At 71.6% G+C, this 15,828-nt stretch carries 14 protein-coding genes; 6 read left to right on the top strand and 8 right to left on the bottom strand.

The window, feature by feature from the left end; translation table 11 throughout:
• Positions 1-51: 51 nt before the first annotated feature.
• The 4 genes from HCK04_RS34610 to HCK04_RS43075 are packed head-to-tail and all read right to left on the bottom strand — an operon-like array spanning position 52 to position 3,998.
• Positions 52-483 carry a VOC family protein gene (locus tag HCK04_RS34610; protein WP_142651563.1) on the bottom strand — a complete coding sequence of 144 codons (432 nt, stop codon included), beginning with the start codon at positions 481-483 and terminating at the stop codon, positions 52-54.
• A gap of 46 nt (positions 484-529) precedes the next feature.
• Positions 530-1,705, bottom strand: coding sequence for an Ig-like domain-containing protein (locus HCK04_RS34605; protein WP_260617515.1), 1,176 nt, complete (start codon positions 1,703-1,705; stop codon positions 530-532).
• A gap of 38 nt (positions 1,706-1,743) precedes the next feature.
• Positions 1,744-2,850, bottom strand: coding sequence for a fumarylacetoacetase (gene fahA, locus HCK04_RS34600; RefSeq protein WP_260617514.1), 1,107 nt, complete (start codon positions 2,848-2,850; stop codon positions 1,744-1,746).
• Positions 2,832-3,998, bottom strand: a complete 1,167-nt coding sequence (locus HCK04_RS43075) for a homogentisate 1,2-dioxygenase domain-containing protein (protein WP_142651572.1) — start codon at positions 3,996-3,998, stop codon at positions 2,832-2,834. The genes fahA and HCK04_RS43075 overlap by 19 nt, the downstream gene beginning before the upstream one ends.
• A 92-nt stretch (positions 3,999-4,090) precedes the next feature.
• On the opposite strand from HCK04_RS43075, the gene HCK04_RS34590 reads away from it, so the two are divergent.
• Positions 4,091-4,813, top strand: coding sequence for a uridine kinase (locus HCK04_RS34590; RefSeq protein ID WP_142651562.1), 723 nt, complete (start codon positions 4,091-4,093; stop codon positions 4,811-4,813).
• A 112-nt stretch (positions 4,814-4,925) separates the two neighbouring features.
• Here the strand turns inward: HCK04_RS34590 and HCK04_RS34585 are convergent, their stop codons facing one another.
• A complete protein-coding gene (locus tag HCK04_RS34585; RefSeq protein WP_240972088.1) occupies positions 4,926-5,579 on the bottom strand; it encodes a helix-turn-helix domain-containing protein in 654 nt (217 codons plus the stop codon).
• Between the two features lie 100 nt (positions 5,580-5,679).
• Between HCK04_RS34585 and HCK04_RS34580 the strand changes: the two genes are divergently transcribed.
• Positions 5,680-6,804 carry an FAD-dependent oxidoreductase gene (locus HCK04_RS34580; RefSeq protein ID WP_142651561.1) on the top strand — a complete coding sequence of 375 codons (1,125 nt, stop codon included), beginning with the start codon at positions 5,680-5,682 and terminating at the stop codon, positions 6,802-6,804.
• Between the two features lie 159 nt (positions 6,805-6,963).
• On the opposite strand, the gene HCK04_RS34575 is transcribed toward HCK04_RS34580, so the two are convergent.
• Together HCK04_RS34575 and HCK04_RS34570 are read right to left on the bottom strand one after the other, a co-directional pair.
• Positions 6,964-8,121 carry a PucR family transcriptional regulator gene (locus tag HCK04_RS34575; protein WP_260617513.1) on the bottom strand — a complete coding sequence of 386 codons (1,158 nt, stop codon included), beginning with the start codon at positions 8,119-8,121 and terminating at the stop codon, positions 6,964-6,966.
• A 156-nt stretch (positions 8,122-8,277) separates the two neighbouring features.
• The gene (locus HCK04_RS34570) at positions 8,278-8,598 is read right to left on the bottom strand and encodes an EF-hand domain-containing protein (RefSeq protein ID WP_312845788.1); all 321 of its coding nucleotides are present in this window, start codon (positions 8,596-8,598) and stop codon (positions 8,278-8,280) included.
• 8 nt (positions 8,599-8,606) lie between these two features.
• On the opposite strand from HCK04_RS34570, the gene HCK04_RS34565 reads away from it, so the two are divergent.
• Positions 8,607-9,521: an SDR family oxidoreductase gene (locus HCK04_RS34565; protein WP_142651560.1), complete on the top strand. Its 915-nt coding sequence runs from the start codon at positions 8,607-8,609 to the stop codon at positions 9,519-9,521.
• 454 nt (positions 9,522-9,975) lie between these two features.
• Here HCK04_RS34565 and HCK04_RS34560 read toward each other — a convergent pair whose 3' ends face one another.
• Positions 9,976-11,145: a cellulose binding domain-containing protein gene (locus tag HCK04_RS34560; protein ID WP_142651559.1), complete on the bottom strand. Its 1,170-nt coding sequence runs from the start codon at positions 11,143-11,145 to the stop codon at positions 9,976-9,978.
• A gap of 599 nt (positions 11,146-11,744) precedes the next feature.
• Here HCK04_RS34560 and HCK04_RS34555 point away from each other — a divergent pair.
• The 3 genes from HCK04_RS34555 to HCK04_RS34545 are packed head-to-tail and all read left to right on the top strand — an operon-like array spanning position 11,745 to position 15,606.
• Entirely contained in the window at positions 11,745-13,115 is a 1,371-nt protein-coding gene (locus tag HCK04_RS34555) for a cytochrome P450 (protein ID WP_142651558.1), read from the top strand.
• A gap of 14 nt (positions 13,116-13,129) precedes the next feature.
• Positions 13,130-14,023: a terpene synthase gene (locus HCK04_RS34550; protein ID WP_142651557.1), complete on the top strand. Its 894-nt coding sequence runs from the start codon at positions 13,130-13,132 to the stop codon at positions 14,021-14,023.
• Positions 14,020-15,606, top strand: a complete 1,587-nt coding sequence (locus HCK04_RS34545; protein WP_260617512.1) for a prenyltransferase/squalene oxidase repeat-containing protein — start codon at positions 14,020-14,022, stop codon at positions 15,604-15,606. The genes HCK04_RS34550 and HCK04_RS34545 overlap by 4 nt, the downstream gene beginning before the upstream one ends.
• Positions 15,607-15,828 lie beyond the last annotated feature (222 nt).

Below are 15,828 nucleotides of genomic sequence, written 5' to 3'. Positions count from 1 at the left end.
ACTAGGTCGCGTTGTCCCAGAGGCCGGGCCTCACGCGGCGGACCCGGGGTCTCACGCGGGGAAAGCGGTGACGCGAAACTCGTTGCCCTCGGGATCGGCCATCAGGATGTGGTCGTCGAACGCCTCCAGGATCGTGCCGCCGGCGCGCACGAGCCGGGCGGCCTCCGTCCTGATCCGCTCCCACCGGTCGGCGGGCGTGCCGTCCCCCGGCACGCGGACGTCGATGTGGAGCCGGTTCTGCGCCGTCTTCCGCTCGGGGACCCGGAGGACGGAGAACCGGGGGCCGTTGCCCTCGGGGTCGCGGAGGAAGACGCCGTCGTCTTCGGCACCCCCGGCCGGCAGGTCGAACCGCGCGAGGGACTCCTCACTGGCCGCGTGCTCGGTCGCCGGGATGTCGTCGACGTAGCCGAGCGCCGTCTTCCAGAACTCGGCGACGAGCCGCGCGTTCTCGCAGTAAAGGGTCAAGTCGATTGCTACTGCCATGCCTCGACGGTAATGCAGGGCGCTGACTCGATTGCGACGCCCTATGTCAAGAGGCGTCAGGAGAGGTGGCCTCGTGCCGGAGGGCGCTGCCGGCCAGCCACCGGGGCCAGGAGAGCTGCCAGTAGCCCCAGCCGTTGTTCCACTCCAGCTCGCGCGTGGTGCCGGTGACGATGACGGGGTCGCCGCGCAGCGCGTGCTCGTAGAACCACCTGGCCTGGTCGGGGCGGGCGTTCACGCAGCCGTGGCTGACGTTCACCCGGCCCTGGGCCCACACGTTGTCGAGCGCGTGGACGTACTCGCCGCTGTTGGAGATCCGTACGGCGTAGTCGATGAGCATGTCGTAGTAACCGGGGTCGCCCTTGTGGCGACCGGGGGAGACCATGCGGACGGGGTTGCCCTTGTCCATCGTCAGGTGGATCCCGCTCGTGGTCGTGTATTCCCTGGTGGTCGCCATGCCCGCGCTGATCGGCATGCGCTGGACCGGCTTGCCGTCCTGCCGCACCACCATCTGGTGCGTGCGGGTGTCGACCGTGCTGATCATGGCCCGCCCCACGGTGAAGGCCACGCTCCGGTCGGCGGAGCCGTACGTTGCGGGGGCGGCGCGGACCCCGGCGAGATGGGCGGTGACGCGCACCTCGGCGCCGGTCGGCCACCATGTGCGCGGCCGGTAGGCGACCTGGGTGGGGCTCGCCCAGTGCCAGGCGCCCTCGGCAGGCCCCTGCACTTCCAGCGCCCGCTCGACCGCCGCGCGGTCCTCGACCGGCCGGGTGAACGTCAGGATGACCGGCATGCCGATCCCGACGGTCTCCCCGTCGGACGGGACGACGGAGGCGACGGCGACCTGGTGGCGCGGGGTGAGCGTGCGGAACCGGCCGGCGATCTGGGCGGTGACGCTCTGGGGCCCGGTCGCGACGGCGTTGACGACATACTGCGTGCCCGGGCGCAGCGTCCACGACGACCGCCACACGGTGCGGCCCGGATCGAACGCGCCGGGCACCTGATCTCGCCCCGCGAACGCCAGCACGCTGGTCAGCCTGCCGCCCTCCGCCCTGACGACCAGCGCCGCGTCCGGCGACACCGCCACCGCGCCGTCGGCGGGGCTGATCGTGATGCGCGGCGCGGGCGGCACGCGTACGGCACAGCCCGCGGCGAGCGCGGGACAGGCCACGAGCAGCACCGCGAGCAGGACGCGGGCGGCGGGAGGCAGGGTGCGTGGCTTCACGGGCACCCAAGATAGCGATGGGTGACGACAGAAATACGCTAAGTCGCCGGAAGGACCTTCCCCGAGACCTCGCCGAGGCTGATCCCGCCCGGGGTCCAGGCGGTGATCGTGACGACGTCGCCGTCCTCCAGGAAGGTCCGGGTCGCGCCGGGCAGTTTGACCGGGTCGGCGCCGTTCCAGGTCAGCTCGATGAGCGAGCCGGGTTGCCCGACCGACGAGACCGTTCCGCTCGCGAACAGGTCGCCGGTGCGCAGGCTCGCGCCGTTCACCGTCATGTGGGCGAGCATCTGGTCGGGCGTCCAGTACATGTCGCGGAACGACGGCGTCGCGATCGTCTCGCCGTTGAGCTCCACGCGCAGGGTGAGGTCGAGCCCCCAGGGCTCCTGCCTGCGCAGATAGGCGGGCGGCTCGGGCTCCTGCGACCGGCCCTCGACCCTGGCCTCCTCCAGGGCGTCGAGCGGCGTGATCCACGCGGACATCGAGGTGGCGAACGACTTGCCCAGGAACGGCCCGAGCGGCACGTACTCCCATGCCTGGATGTCGCGGGCGCTCCAGTCGTTGACGAGCGCCACCCCGAAGACGTGGTCCTCGAACGCGCCGGCGCGCTCGCCGAGCCGCGTCGGCACCCCCACGACGAAGCCGACCTCCGCCTCGATGTCGAGCTTCCGCGACGGGCCGAACGACGGCCGCTGCCCGCACGGCCGCCTGATCGGCGTCCCGGAGACGACGACGGTGCCCGCCCGCCCGTGGTAGCCGACGGGCAGGTGCCGCCAGTTGGGCTTCAGCGGCTCGTCGTCCGGGCGGAAGATCCGCCCGAGGTTCGAGGCGTGCTCAAGCGAGGCGTAGAAGTCGACGTAGTCGGCCACCTCTATCGGCAGGTGCAGGGTCACCTCCGACAGCGGGATCAGGTGGTCGCCCGTGGCCGCCGCGTCGCGTGCCCGCGCCCGCGTCTCCCGCCAGGCCGCGCGGCCCAGGGCCAGCAGCGGGTTGAGGCTGGGCGCCGCGTAGACGTCCCCGCCGAGGGCCGCCGCCAGGTCGAGGACGTGGTCCCCGACCCGGACGCCGACCCTGCGGGGCTCCCCGGGCCGGGAGAACACCCCGTACGGCAGGTTGTCGAGCCCGAAGCTCACCGCGCCCACGTCCACGCGTAGTCGGTGTCCTCGCACGCGAGGGCGGCCTGGCCGAGGTCGAGCGGACGGAAGGTGTCGATCATGACGGCCATCTCGGTCGTCTCGGTGTGCCCCTGCCGTACGGCCTCGACGGCGGCCTCCACCGCGCCCGGCTGCGGGCCGTGCGTGAAGCCGGCCGGGTGCAGCGAGATCGAGCCGACGTCGATGCCGGATCCCTTCCTGGCCGTGTAGTCGCCGCCCACGTAGAACATGAACTCGTCGGAGTCCACGTTGTGGTGGTTGTACGGGATCGGCACGGCCTCGGGGTGGAAGTCCAGCGGCCGGGGGCAGAACGAGCAGACGACGAACCCCGGGCCCTCGAACGTCTGGTGCACCGGCGGCGGCGCGTGGGTGCGCTTCACGATCGGTTCGAAGTCCTGGATGTTGAACGCGTACGGATAGAGGCAGCCGTCCCAGCCCACCACGTCGAAGGGGTGATGGGCGTAGGTCAGCCTGGTCAGCCCGCCCCGCGTCCTGACCAGCACCGGGATCTCCTCGCCGTCCACGAGCAGCGGCTCGTCCGGCGCGCGCAGGTCGCGCTCGCAGTAGGGCGCGTGCTCCAGGAACTGGCCGAACTGGGACAGGTAGCGCTTCGGCGGCCTGATGTGCCCGGACGCCTCCACCACCAGCGCGGTCACCCGGCCCTCGGGCACCCAGCGGTGGATCGTCCCGGTCGGGATCACCACGTAGTCGCCCTCGGCCACGTCGAGCGCGCCGTACGCCGACTCGAACCGGGCCCGGCCGCTCGCGATGTAGACGCACTCGTCGCCCATCGAGTCGCGGTACAGCTCGCTGGCCGCGTCCGTCGCCGCGTACGAGATGCGGACGTCGGAGTTGCCCGCGAGCAGCATGCGCCCGGAGACCAGGTCGCCGTCGGGCGTCAGGTCCCGGGTGCGGAAATGGCGCGGGGACAGCGGCAGGTTGGGCGTGAGCCCCGGCGCTCCCGCGTCCACGGCCTCGGCCTTGACGATGGCCGTCGGCGCATAGCGGTGATAGAGCAGCGAGGAGTCGGAGGAGAAGCCCTCCTCTCCCATGAGCTCCTCCTTGTACAGCCCGCCGTCGGGTGCGCGGAACTGCACGTGGCGCTTGCGCGGCACCTCCCCGACCATGCGGTAGTACGGCATGACACCTCCCATGCTCGTCCGTTTATCGGACGCGAGTGTCCTATATATGTACGACAATTCGCCATGCCGCCGGGAATGTCAAGCTGTGGGGCATGAGCGCAACCGCGGAGATCCACCTGTCCGTCTCGACCTGGCGGCAGCCGACGCCGGCGCCCGTGTCCCCCGCGCGTACGGCGTTGGTCCGGCGGGTGGCGGAACGCGTGCTGGCTCTCGGCGACGGGCGCCTGCGCGTCGGTGTGGACGGGCTCACGGCGGCCGGGAAGACGAGCTTCGGCCACGAGCTCGCCGAGCACCTCGCCGGAGCGGGACGCCAGGTGCTGCGGGCGAGCCTCGACGACTTCAAACGGCCGTGGCGCGACCGGCACCTGTACGACCGGGAGTCGGGCGAGGGGTACTACCGCAACGCCTACGACTACGACGCCGCGATCGCCCTGCTGCTCGAACCGGCGGGGCCGGACGGCTCGGGGGACGTGGCGCTGTGCTCCATCGACCCGCTCACGCAGGTGGACCACTCGTCGGTGCGTACGGCCGCCGCGCCCGGCGCGATCACGATCGTCGACGGGGTGTTCGCGTTCCGCCCGGAGATCGACGCGTACTGGGACCTGCGCGTCTGGATCGAGGTGTCTCCGGAGACCTCGGTGCGCCGTGGGGCCGAACGCGACCAGGACTGGGCCGGGTCGGAGGCGGAGGCGCTGCACCTGCACCGCTATCTGCCCGCCGAGCGCCTCTACATCGCCGAGGCCGATCCGCTGGCGCGCGCCGACGTGGCCGTGGACAACACGCTGTTCGGCGAACCGCGGCTGCTGAAGTGGTGACCGCCGCGCGAGGGCTCGGACGGGGCGGGCGTGAGTGGTGAACGTCAGCCCGGGGCGTGAGGCGTGAGGGTCGGCGCGGGGGCACGGACGGGGCGGTCGTGAGGCGTGAGGGTCAGCGCGAGGGCTCGGACAGGGCGGACGTGAGGCGATAGGCGGCCTCAAGGACCAGCGGGCCCACCTTGTCCGCGTCGAGGTCGGCGAAGCTGACCAGGCCCACGGACGCCTCCAGCCACGGCAGACCAGGGATCGGCGCGGCGATGCCCTGCGCTCCCTCCTGGAGATGTCCGCTGCTCGTGTGCAGCGGCGGCTCCGTACGGCCCTCGCGCAGCGCGAGCAGCGCCAGCCCGGCCGCGCCGCGCGTCAGCGGATGGCGGGAGCCCTCCCGATAGGCGACGTGGAAGTCGGTCCACGACGGCTCGACCACCGCGATCGCCAGGCCCTCGTCACCCTCGGCCACGGTCAGGTGGGCGGTCGCCCCGGCCTGCTCCGCGAGCGCGCGCAGCGCGGGCAGCGCCGTCGCCCGCAGCAGGGGGTGTACGGCCTGGGCCAGCACGAGCACCCCGAAACCCAGATGCACGCGGCCCTGCGCGTCCCGCCGGGCGAAACCCTCGGCCTGCAGGGTCGTCAGGAGCCGGTAGACGATCGGCCGGCTCAGGCCGAGCTCCTGGGCGAGCTCGGTCGGCGTGCGGCCCCGGTCCGCGTCGGCGAGCAGCCGCAACAGCCGTAAACCTCGTTCGAGTGTCTGCGCCGATTCGGCCGCCATCATGTCTCCGATTATCGCCGCACAGGTGCCTCTGTAGACGGAGCCCGCATTCGACGTAGCCTACGTCGGATGCACGTGTCGGTCCGCGATCAAGGAGCGGTGGATGAAGTCGGCGATCGTCGTGGGGGCGGGGATCTGGGGGGCGTCGTTGGCGCTGCGGCTGGCCGACGAGGGCTGGCGCGTGACGCTTGTCGAGCAGTACGCGCCGGGTCACGTTCGTCAGGCCAGCGCCGGGGAGACCCGCCTGCTGCGCTGCGCGCACGGCTCCGACGACTGGTATCCCCGACTGGCCTGGCAGGCCCGCGACGCCTGGCGCGGGCTGGAGCAGCGGACCGGCGAGGAGCTGTTCGTCGAGTCGGGGCTGATGTGGTTCGCCCGTGACCCGGACGGCTGGGAGACGCGCAGCGCCCACGTTCTGGAGCGGCTCGACATCCCCTACGAGCTGCTCGACCCCGCCGAGGCGGCGCGGCGGTTCCCCGGCCTGCGGGGTGACGACCTCGCCTTCGTGCTGTGGGAGCCGAACGCCGGCGTGCTGCGGGCCCGGCGGGCGACGCAGGTCACCGCGCGCCTGGCCGCCGCCTCCGGCGTACGGCAGGTGCGGGCCCGGGCCGTGCCGTACGGACGAGGGGCCGGGGTCGTGGCGGACGGCGAGGTGCTGACGGCGGACCGCGTGGTGTGGGCGTGCGGCGCGTGGCTGCCGCGGCTGTTTCCGCTCGAGGTGGGGCACATCGAGGTGACGCGGCAGGACACCTACCATTTCGGGGTGCCCAGGGACTGGACCACGCCGCCGCTGCCCGCGTTCTGCGACTACGACCTGTCGGCGTACGGGCACGGCGACCTGGACGGCATGGGAATGAAGATCACCGGCGACGCCGAGGGCGAGCCGTACGACCCGGAGAGCGGCGGCAGGCGGGTGCTGCGGCACACCGAGGAACAGGCCCGCGCCTACCTGGCCAGGCGGTTCCCCTCGCTGGTGGGCGCGCCGGTGGTGTTCAGCCAGGTATGCCAGTATTCGCTGACCAGGGACGCCGAATGGATCATCGCCGAGATCGACGACGGCGTCTGGCTGCTCGGCGGCGACTCCGGGCACGGGTTCAAGCACGCCCCGGTCCTGGCCGGATATGTCGCGGAGATCCTCGACGGCACGCGGGAGCCGGAGGCGCGGTTCGGCCTGCACGAGCGGCAGGCCACCCGGGGCCTGCGCACGAGCGGCGGCACCCTGTCCTGAACGCCGGGTCGTGGGCGCCGTCGTGAACGCCGGGTCGTGAAGGCCGGGTCCCGAATGCTGGGGCCTAAACGCCGGGTCGTGGGCGCCGTCGTGAACGCCGAGTCCTGAATGCCGGGTTGTGAACGCCGAGTCCTGAACGCCGGGGTCTGAAGCCGGGTCCTATGCGCCGGGCGGGTTATGGCGGGCCTGGCGGGCGCGCAGGACGATCTCCAGCTCGAACCGGACGTCGGGGTCGGCGAGCGCGTCGCCGTACAACTGCTCGATCTGGCGCAGGCGATAGCGCACGGTCTGCGGGTGGACGTGGAGCGCGGCGGCGACCTCGGCGACGCCCCGGCCGTGGCGCAGCCAGGCGAGCAGGGTCTCGGCCAGGCGGTCCTGCTGCGTCTGGCGCAGGTGGGCGAGGGGCGCGAGGCGCACCTCCGTGAGGGCGGCAACGAGGTCCTCGTCCTTGAAGACGACCAGCGTGGCCATGTGGTCGGCGCAGCGCAGCAGTCCTCGGCTGGGCAGGATGCCGCGGGTGCCGAGGTCGAGGGCCTCCCTGGCCCAGCCGAGCGAGTTCGCGGCGGCGGCGAGCGGCACGGCGGGGCCGATCGCCGCCCGCCAGCCGCGCAGCGCCTTCTCCAGCGCCTGCACCTGCCCGGGGCCGCCAGGGTCCGGCACCACGAGACACGGGACGTTGCGGTCGAGCCCGGTCAGCACGTCGGGCGGCAGCACCGGCAGGGGAGAACCGCCGTCGCGCTCCTCCAGGGCCACTCCGGCGACCGTGCGGGGGAGCCGCCAGCCGACCGCCCTCGCCAGGTCGGCGACGGCCTCCGGCGAGGCCGCCGGACGGGTGAGCACCAGGTCGAGCAGCCGCCGGCGGCGGCGCTCCATCTCGCCCGCCGCGTGCGCCCGCGCCTCGGCGAAGCCCGCCGCGGCCGCGTCGGCGAGCTGGTCGAGGTAGACGAAGATGGCCTCGCCCAGGTCGTACAGCGTGCGCGGATCGAGGCCGAGCCGCTCGGACTCCTCGGTGAGCCGCCGCCATGCGACCCGCGCGCCCAGCCGCATGGCGGTCTGGAAGGGTTCGAGGTCGCGTCCTTCGGCGGCCTCGCCCCTGCCGATCGTCCGGAAGATCTCGGGGTCCCACGGCGCACGCGGGTTCTCGATGCGTTCGAGGAACCCCTGCAGCGCCTGGTTGACGGCCAGCCGCAGGACCTTGATGTAGACCTCGTCCTCCGGGCGGGCGTATTCGGGCACCCGTCGCTGGATCTCCGCGATCACCTGGTCCGCGACCTCGCCGACGTGGGGACGCAGCAGCCTCGCGACGCCCGCCGGCACCGCGCCCCAGAACTCGTCGTGGCCTTTCAGCGCCCGCTCAACGCCCGCTCGAACGTCGGCTCGAACGCCCGCTCGAACGCCGGCTCGAACGCCGGCTCAACGCAGCTCACTGCTCTTCACCGCTGCTCGACGCCGCTTGCTGCTCTTCACCGCTGCTCAGCGCTGGTGGCTGCTCAGCCAGGCGCCGAACTCTTCCAGGTTGATCAGGCCGTCGCGGTCGGCGTCGACCCGGTCGATCGCGCCCTGCGCCCCCTGCGGCGTCAGCGGCCGGCCGAGCACCTCCATCAGGCGTACGAGCTCCTCGGCGGAGATCCGCCCGTCCCCGTCGGCGTCGATAAGTTGAAAAGTCGCCGCATATTCGCTCATGCCGTCCTCCTCCGGGATCGCGATCAGCACCCTAGCTGAAAGCACGCTGCTGCCCCCAGGGATCGCGGTCAAGCCGCGGGACGCGATTTTGTCGGTGGCGGGTGCCAGCATGTCGTCTCATGACGAGCAGCCTGGAGGGGAAGGTCGCACTGGTGGCCGGGGCGACCCGGGGCGCGGGACGCGGCATCGCGGTCGAGCTGGGCGCGGCGGGTGCGACGGTCTACGTGACCGGCCGCAGCACGCGCGAGCGGCGCTCGGAGATGAACCGGCCGGAGACGATCGAGGAGACGGCGGAGCTGGTGACCGCCGCCGGCGGGCGGGGGATCGCCGTGCCGGTCGACCACCTCGACCGCGAGCAGGTGCGGGCCCTCGTGGCGCGGATCGACGCCGAGCAGGGCGGGCTCGACGTGCTGGTCAACGACATCTGGGGCGGCGAGCTGCTGTTCAGCTGGAGCGACCGGCTCTGGGAGCACTCGCTCGACGACGGCCTGCGCATTCTGCGGCTGGCGATCGACACGCACATCATCACCAGCCATTACGCGCTGCCGCTGCTGATCCGCAGGCCGGGTGGTCTGGTGGTCGAGGTCACCGACGGCACGGCGGAATACAACGCCGCCAACTATCGCGTCTCGTTCTTCTACGACCTCGCGAAGACGTCCGTCAACCGCATGGCGTTCGCCCAGGCCAAGGAGCTGGCGCCGTACGGCGCGACCGCGGTGTCGCTCACGCCGGGCTGGCTGCGCTCGGAGCTCATGCTGGAACACTTCGGCGTGACCGAGGCCAACTGGCGGGACGCGCTGGCCAAGGTGCCGCACTTCGCCATCTCCGAGACCCCGGCCTTCGTGGGACGCGCGGTCGCGGCGCTGGCCGCCGACCCGGAGGTGAGCCGCTGGAACGGGCAGTCGCTGTCCAGCGGTCAACTGGCCCAGGTGTACGGCTTCACCGACGTGGACGGCAGCCGCCCCGACTGCTGGCGCTACATGGTGGAGGTCCAGGACCCCGGCCGCCCCGCCGACGTCACCGGCTACCGATGACGGAGCCGGTGCGGGCTCCGGGGCCCGGGGTGGCTGTCGCTGTGGCGCCGGTTTCCGGACGGGCTCGTCCTCGCGGTCCGGCCCGGCGGCTCCACGCGCTTTCCGGGCGGCGCGGTGTTTCCGGGCGGCGCGGTGTTTCCGGGCGGCGCGGTGTTTCCGGGCGGCGCGGCACCGGCCGGAGCCTCCGGTCCACGCGAGGTCCTGCTCGGCCGGCCGGGTGAAAATGCGTGTCCCCCGGGCACGCGAAAGTGGGGCACCGGAGAACATCGGATGTATGTGCCTGCCGGCCCGGGCTGCCGCGCCGGAAGACGGCCTGCCGGGCGGTCGGCACGCCGAGGATGGTCCGGCGGGCGGTTTGCCGCCGCTGGGGATGGCCTGTCGGGCGGGCCACTCGCGCCGGGGGCGGAATGCCGGGCCGGGCCGCCGGCTTGAGGGCGGCCCGGGGTGATCGGGGTCAGGCGGTCGTGCAGGCGGGCGTGGGGGCCGAGTTCGCGGAGTTCCAGGAGGCGATGAAGCCGAAGGTGGTGCTCGCGCCTGCGCCGAGCGAGCCGTTCCAGCTCTCGTTCTTCACGGTCACGCTCGCCCCGCTCTGGGTGGCCTTGCCGCCCCACGCCTGGGTGATCTGCTGCCCGTCGGCGTAGGTCCAGGTCACGGTCCAGGCGCTGACGGAAGAGGCGCCGGTGTTGTTGACCGTGACCTCACCCTGGAAACCGCCGCCCCACTGGTTGACGATCTTGTAGGTCGCGCCGCAGCCCGAGGAGCCGGACGACGGCGACGGGGACGGCGAGGGTGACGGGGACGGGGACGGCGACCGGGTCGGTGAGGGTGACGGGGACGGCGACCGGGTCGGTGAGGGTGACGGGGACGGCGACCGGGTCGGTGAGGGTGACGGGGACGGCGACCGGGTCGGCGAGGGGCTGGGTGACGGCGTGGCCCCGCTGAGCAGTGCCGCCAGCGCCGGATACCACGTGTCCGCCATCTTCTGGTTGCCGCTGTCGTTGGGGTGCACGCCGTCATAGGTGTCCGTGCTCGTGCTGAAGCCGGTCCACTGGTCGACGACCACGATCGGGGAGGCCGCCGTGGTCTTCGAAGCGGCCCAGCCCGGGATCGCGTTGTTCAGGGCGACGGTCCGCTGCGCGCACTCGGGGCAGGTGCTCGGGTTCATCGGGATGATCTCGGCGACCAGGATCTTCATGTTCGGGTTGCTCGCCCGCATCTGGTCCACGAGCTTGCTGTAGGCCGCGAGGATCGTGTCGGTGGACCTGTTGCTCCACACGTCGTTCGTGCCGAAGTGCATCATCACGATGTCGGGACGGGTCGCCGAGAGCCAGCCCGGGAGCTGGTTCTGGTCGGCGACGTTCGTGACGAGGGCACCGCCGTGGCCCTCGTTGTCACCGTCGTACGGCACGCCGCATCCCTGGGCGGGCAGCGTCCCGACCATGTCGATGTTGGTGAAACCGCCGTTCTGCAGCTTGTTCCACAACAGGGCCCGCCAGCAGCCGGGCGACCCGGTGATCGAGTCGCCCAGGGGCATGATCCGCACCGGCGCCGCCTCGGCGGGCCGGGCGACGAGCAACCCGAGCACCACGAGCAGGGCCGCCACCACCGCATTTCTCTTCGACATCGCGTCTCTCCCTCGTCCTGTCCGGCGCGATGGTAGAAAGCGCTCGGTCGCCCGCCCTAGAGGCGAGATGCGGCAAAAGCCCTGACCAGCGGCTATGTATGTACGGTTCATCCGATGACTTGCCCGCAGACGGTCGTGTCCCGGCGGCCGGCCGGGTCCCATCGGGCACGTGAGACACAGCCGCCCCGGCTTCACCGCCTGCGGCGATGCCGGGTTCCACCTCGCCGTACGACCGAATATGCTGCACGTCGGTCTACTTTTCGCACGTCACCGAGAGGATTCGGTCCCCATGTACAAGGAGTTCCTCGGCGAGGTCGTGGTGTGGCTGATTCCCATCGTCATCCTCGTGGGCATCGCGCTGCTGGTGACCAGCCACGCCTGACGACACGTCCTGAAGAAGGGCCGGGCCATAAGGCCCGGTCCTTCCCTCATTTAGGCCCCGGAAAACCTCTCACACGTCACTTTGGGGCAAAGTGCGCCATCGCCGCATCTCCCGCCCCATAGGACAAAAGTGTCACTCCCCTGCAATCTTGATCAAATGGAGTGGATCATGTGATACTTCGCGGGCGGTGTGATCGTCAGGTGGGGAGCAAGTCGGAATGCCGATCGATGTTGACGTGAACGCGGTCCGACAACCGAGAACTCTTCCGCTCCGGCAGGTGCTTCCCGCGATCCTCCGTGATCCGGTGAGCGCTGTCCTCCAGATCGGCCGGGAGTCCGGCGGCGACGTCGTCAGGGTGAACCTCGGCCCCTTCCGGCCTTACCTGATCACGCATCCAGATCACCTGCAGCACGTCCTGCGCGGCAACTCCGCCAACTATCGGCGTGACGGCGTCCTCTGGAAGCCGTTGCACCGGCTGTTCGGGGAGAGCGTCATGGCCGACGGCCCCGCTTGGGAGGAGAGCCGCAGGGTTCTGCAGCCCGTGTTCACGGCGAAGAACGTCGAGGCGCTCGCCGCCCGCATGGCGGAGGCGGCCGGCGAAGGGATCGACGAGCTCGCCGCACCGGCCCGGTCGGGCCTGCCGATCGACGTCCCGTCGGCGATGGCGCGGATCGTCAACAGGGTCGTGATGCGGATCTTCTTCGGCGACAAGATCAGCATGGCGGACGCCCAGCGGCTCGCCCCGGCGTTCGACGCGGTCGGCACGTCCGTCATATTCCGCTACCTGCTGCCGTTCGTCCCCTATCGCGTCCCGCTACCCGGAGACCGCGCCTTCGGGAACGCCGTGCGGACGATCGACGACGTCGTGATCCCGCTCGTGGACCGGCACAAGGACAAGCCTGGGGACGGCGACGACATCGTCTCCGTCCTGTGCCGGGCCGCGGGCTCGGCGGGCGGCGGGCCGGACGCCGCCCGGTGGGTGCGCGACAACCTGGTCGCCATGCTGGCCACCGCCACCGAGACCACGGCGGGTGCGCTCACCTGGCTGTGGCCCCTGCTGCAGGCGCATCCCGAGGTGGCCGCGAGCTTGCGGCAGGAGATCGGCCACGTGGTCGGCGACGGTCCCGTACGGCCCGCCCACCTGGCGGCCCTGCCGTACACGAAGCAGGTCGTGCAGGAACTGCTGCGGTTGTTCCCTGTGGGCTGGCTGTTCCCACGGATGGTCGTCGAGCCGGAGGTCCTCGGCGGAGTGCTGCTCAAGAAGGGCGAGACGATCGTCATCAGCCCCTTCATCACCCACCGCATGGAGGCGTTCTGGGAGCGGCCGGAGGAGTTCGATCCCGGCCGCTTCTCCGGGCGCCGGTCATCGGGCCGGCACAGGTACGCGTACTTCCCGTTCGGCGGAGGCCCTCATCAGTGTCTCGGTATGCACGTCTTCATGCTGGAGGCCCAACTGATCATCGCCGGCATCCTCAGCCGCTTCGACCTGCTCTCCTGCACCCCGGAGGTGGCCACGCCCCAGATGGGAGCCTCGCTGCGGCCACGCCAGCGGGTCGAGATCACCCTGCGCCCCCTTCCTCGCACCTGATCGGGACCTCACACATGAAGAAGCTGACAGGAGACGAGCTCCGGGCGGCACGGGAGTGCGGTGCCGCCGCGGCCGTGTCCGCCGAGCTCACGCGGGATCTGCGCGAGTGCCGGGACGCCCACCCCGGTCTCTTCCCCGCGCGGCCGTTCGACTCGGCGCTGTTCAGCGCGGTCGCGCAGGCGAACGCGTTCGGCGCGCCGTGGGCGAGCGCCGACCGGCTGCGCATCGCGAGCCGTACGGCGCTGTGGATCTTCGCGCTCGACTGGCTGCTCGACTACAAGGCGACGTCACGGGACGAGGTGGACCTTCTCGTCCGCGGCTGCCTGGCGGTGGCGGACGGCTCCCCGCCGCCGCAGGACTTCCCCCTGGGCCGCTTCCTCGCCGAGATCCGGGACGAGCTCGCGGCGGGGCCCGCGTTCGCCGGCCGTGAGGCCGTCTGGCGGGAGGAACTGCGGCGGATGCTGTCGGCCATGGCCCGGGAGTGGGAGTGGAAGACGGCCGCCCGCGAGGGGACGCCGCTGCCGACCCTGGACGAGTATCTCGACAACGCGGACAACTTCGGCTCGTCCTTCGTCAACGTGTCCCACTGGATCCGGGGCGCGGATCCGGCCGCGCTGGGCCGGCTCGACGAGCTCAGGGCCGCGAGCGGCCAGGTGCAGCGCGTTCTCCGCCTGCTCAACGACCTCGCCACGTACGAGCGGGACCTCGCCTGGGGCGATCTCAACGCGCGGATGCTCTGCTCGGGCCGGGAGGAGATCGCCGAACTCGTCGGCGTCCTGGTCGACGGGTGCGGCGAGCTCCTGGAGCCGCTGCGCGACGTCTGCCCGGACGAGGTGGTCTATCTGGAAAGGCAGATCGGGTACAGCATGGGCTTCTACGGGATCACCGACTACTGGGGTGGGCTGTGAGCGTCGGCGGCCTGACCTATCCCAAGGCGATCGACGTGGCGGCCGCGGCCGCCGAGCTGGTAACCGATCTCATGGTCCGGCCATGGGGCACGGTCTCCCCTTCGGTGTACGAGACCGGGCGGCTGGTGAGCCTGGCGCCGTGGCTGGTGGGCCATGCGGAGCGGGTGCGGTTCCTGGTGGACTGCCAGCGGCCCGACGGATCCTGGGGCGGGCCGGAGGGATACTCCCTCGTCCCGACGCTGAGCGCGACCGAAGCGCTCCTGTGCGCGCTGACGCGGGGAGAGCCCGATGACGAGAAGCTCGCGACGGCCGCCGGCCGAGGGCTGGACTATCTGCTCGGCTGGCCGCCGCAGGGCACCGCGCCGATGTTCCCCGACATGCCGGCGATCGAGCTGATCGTGCCCGCGCTGGTCGAGCTGGTCAACGCGCACCTCGACACGCTGGCCGAACGGGACGTGCCGCGGCTCGCCGGGCGTCCGAGGCTGCGGCTGCCCGCGGGCATGAACGACCGCGTGCTCGCCGCGGTCAGGTCAAGGGTCGGCTCCGGCGCGGAACTGCCACAGAAGCTCATGCACGCGCTGGAGGTGGCCGGTGCCGCCGCCCATGGGGCCCCGGGCGTCCAGCCGACCTCGATCGGCACCGTCGGCGCATCTCCGGCCGCCACCGCCGCCTGGCTCGGCGGCCGTGCGCTGCCGGATCACGGCACCGCGGCCCGGCGGCACCTGGAGGCGGTCGCCCGGCGGTACGGCGGGCCGGTCCCCGTGGGCCTGCCGATCACGGTCTTCGAGCGCGGCTGGGTGCTGAGCTGGCTCGCCCGTGCGGGGATCCCCTTCGACGTGCCGCCGGAGATGCTGGCGGACCTGCGGGCCGCGATCCAGCCGGTCGGCACGCCCGCCGGAGCCGGTCTGCCGCCGGACGCCGACACCACGTCGGTCGCGCTGTACGCCCTCGCGCTCCTCGGCATGCCGTTCGAGCCGGGCAGCCTGTGGGCCTTCCGCACCGACACCCATTTCTGCACCTGGCAGGGGGAGGAGGGGGCGTCGGTCAGTGTGAACGCTCACGTGCTCGACGCCCTCGGAGAGTACGCGAAGGTACGGCCGGAGGCCGCCGGGCGCTACCGGCCCGACATGGACGCGATCGGGGCCTGGCTCTGCGAGCGCCAGCAGCCGGAGGGGTGGTGGGACGACCGATGGCACGCCTCGCCCTACTACGCGACCGTGTCCTGCGCGCTGGCGCTGGACGCCTTCGGCGGCGCCGGCTGCGCGCCCTCCGTACGGCGGGCCGTGCGATGGGTGCTGGAGACCCAGCGGGCCGACGGATCCTGGGGTCGCTGGGGCGGCACCAGGGAAGAGACGGCCTACGCGATGCAACTGCTGCTGCTCACGGGGGAGGATGAGCTCGTCGCGGAGGCGGCCGCCAGGGGATACGACTACCTGCTCCGGGCGGGCGAGGCCGACGACCCGCCGTTGTGGCACGATAAGGATCTCTACCTGCCGGCGGCGGTGGTCAGAGCCGCGATCCTCGCGGCCCTGCACCTCGCACAGTCCAGTGGACTTGTTGTGGACAGGCACCGTCAAGTATGATCATCGGGTCGCTTGATCACGCTATATAGGCATACATTCGTACATTTGCCCCAAATGGCGTACATAATGCGGCCTTGAGCGATTTTCTGTCCATTGCTAAGGTGGCGGGGCGTGGCGCGGCTATAAATGTTGGGCGATGTCCGCCGCCCTAGCGATGAGCTTCTGGTTAATCGCCGGGAAACGCGCTATGACGGCTTTTCATATGTCGCTTGGTGGGTGTTA

It is taken from the genome of Microbispora sp. CL1-1 (assembly GCF_012034195.1).
Lineage (GTDB): Bacteria > Actinomycetota > Actinomycetes > Streptosporangiales > Streptosporangiaceae > Microbispora.
Note: the sequence above shows the minus strand (reverse complement) of the source record. Positions and strands in the feature narration are given on the sequence as shown.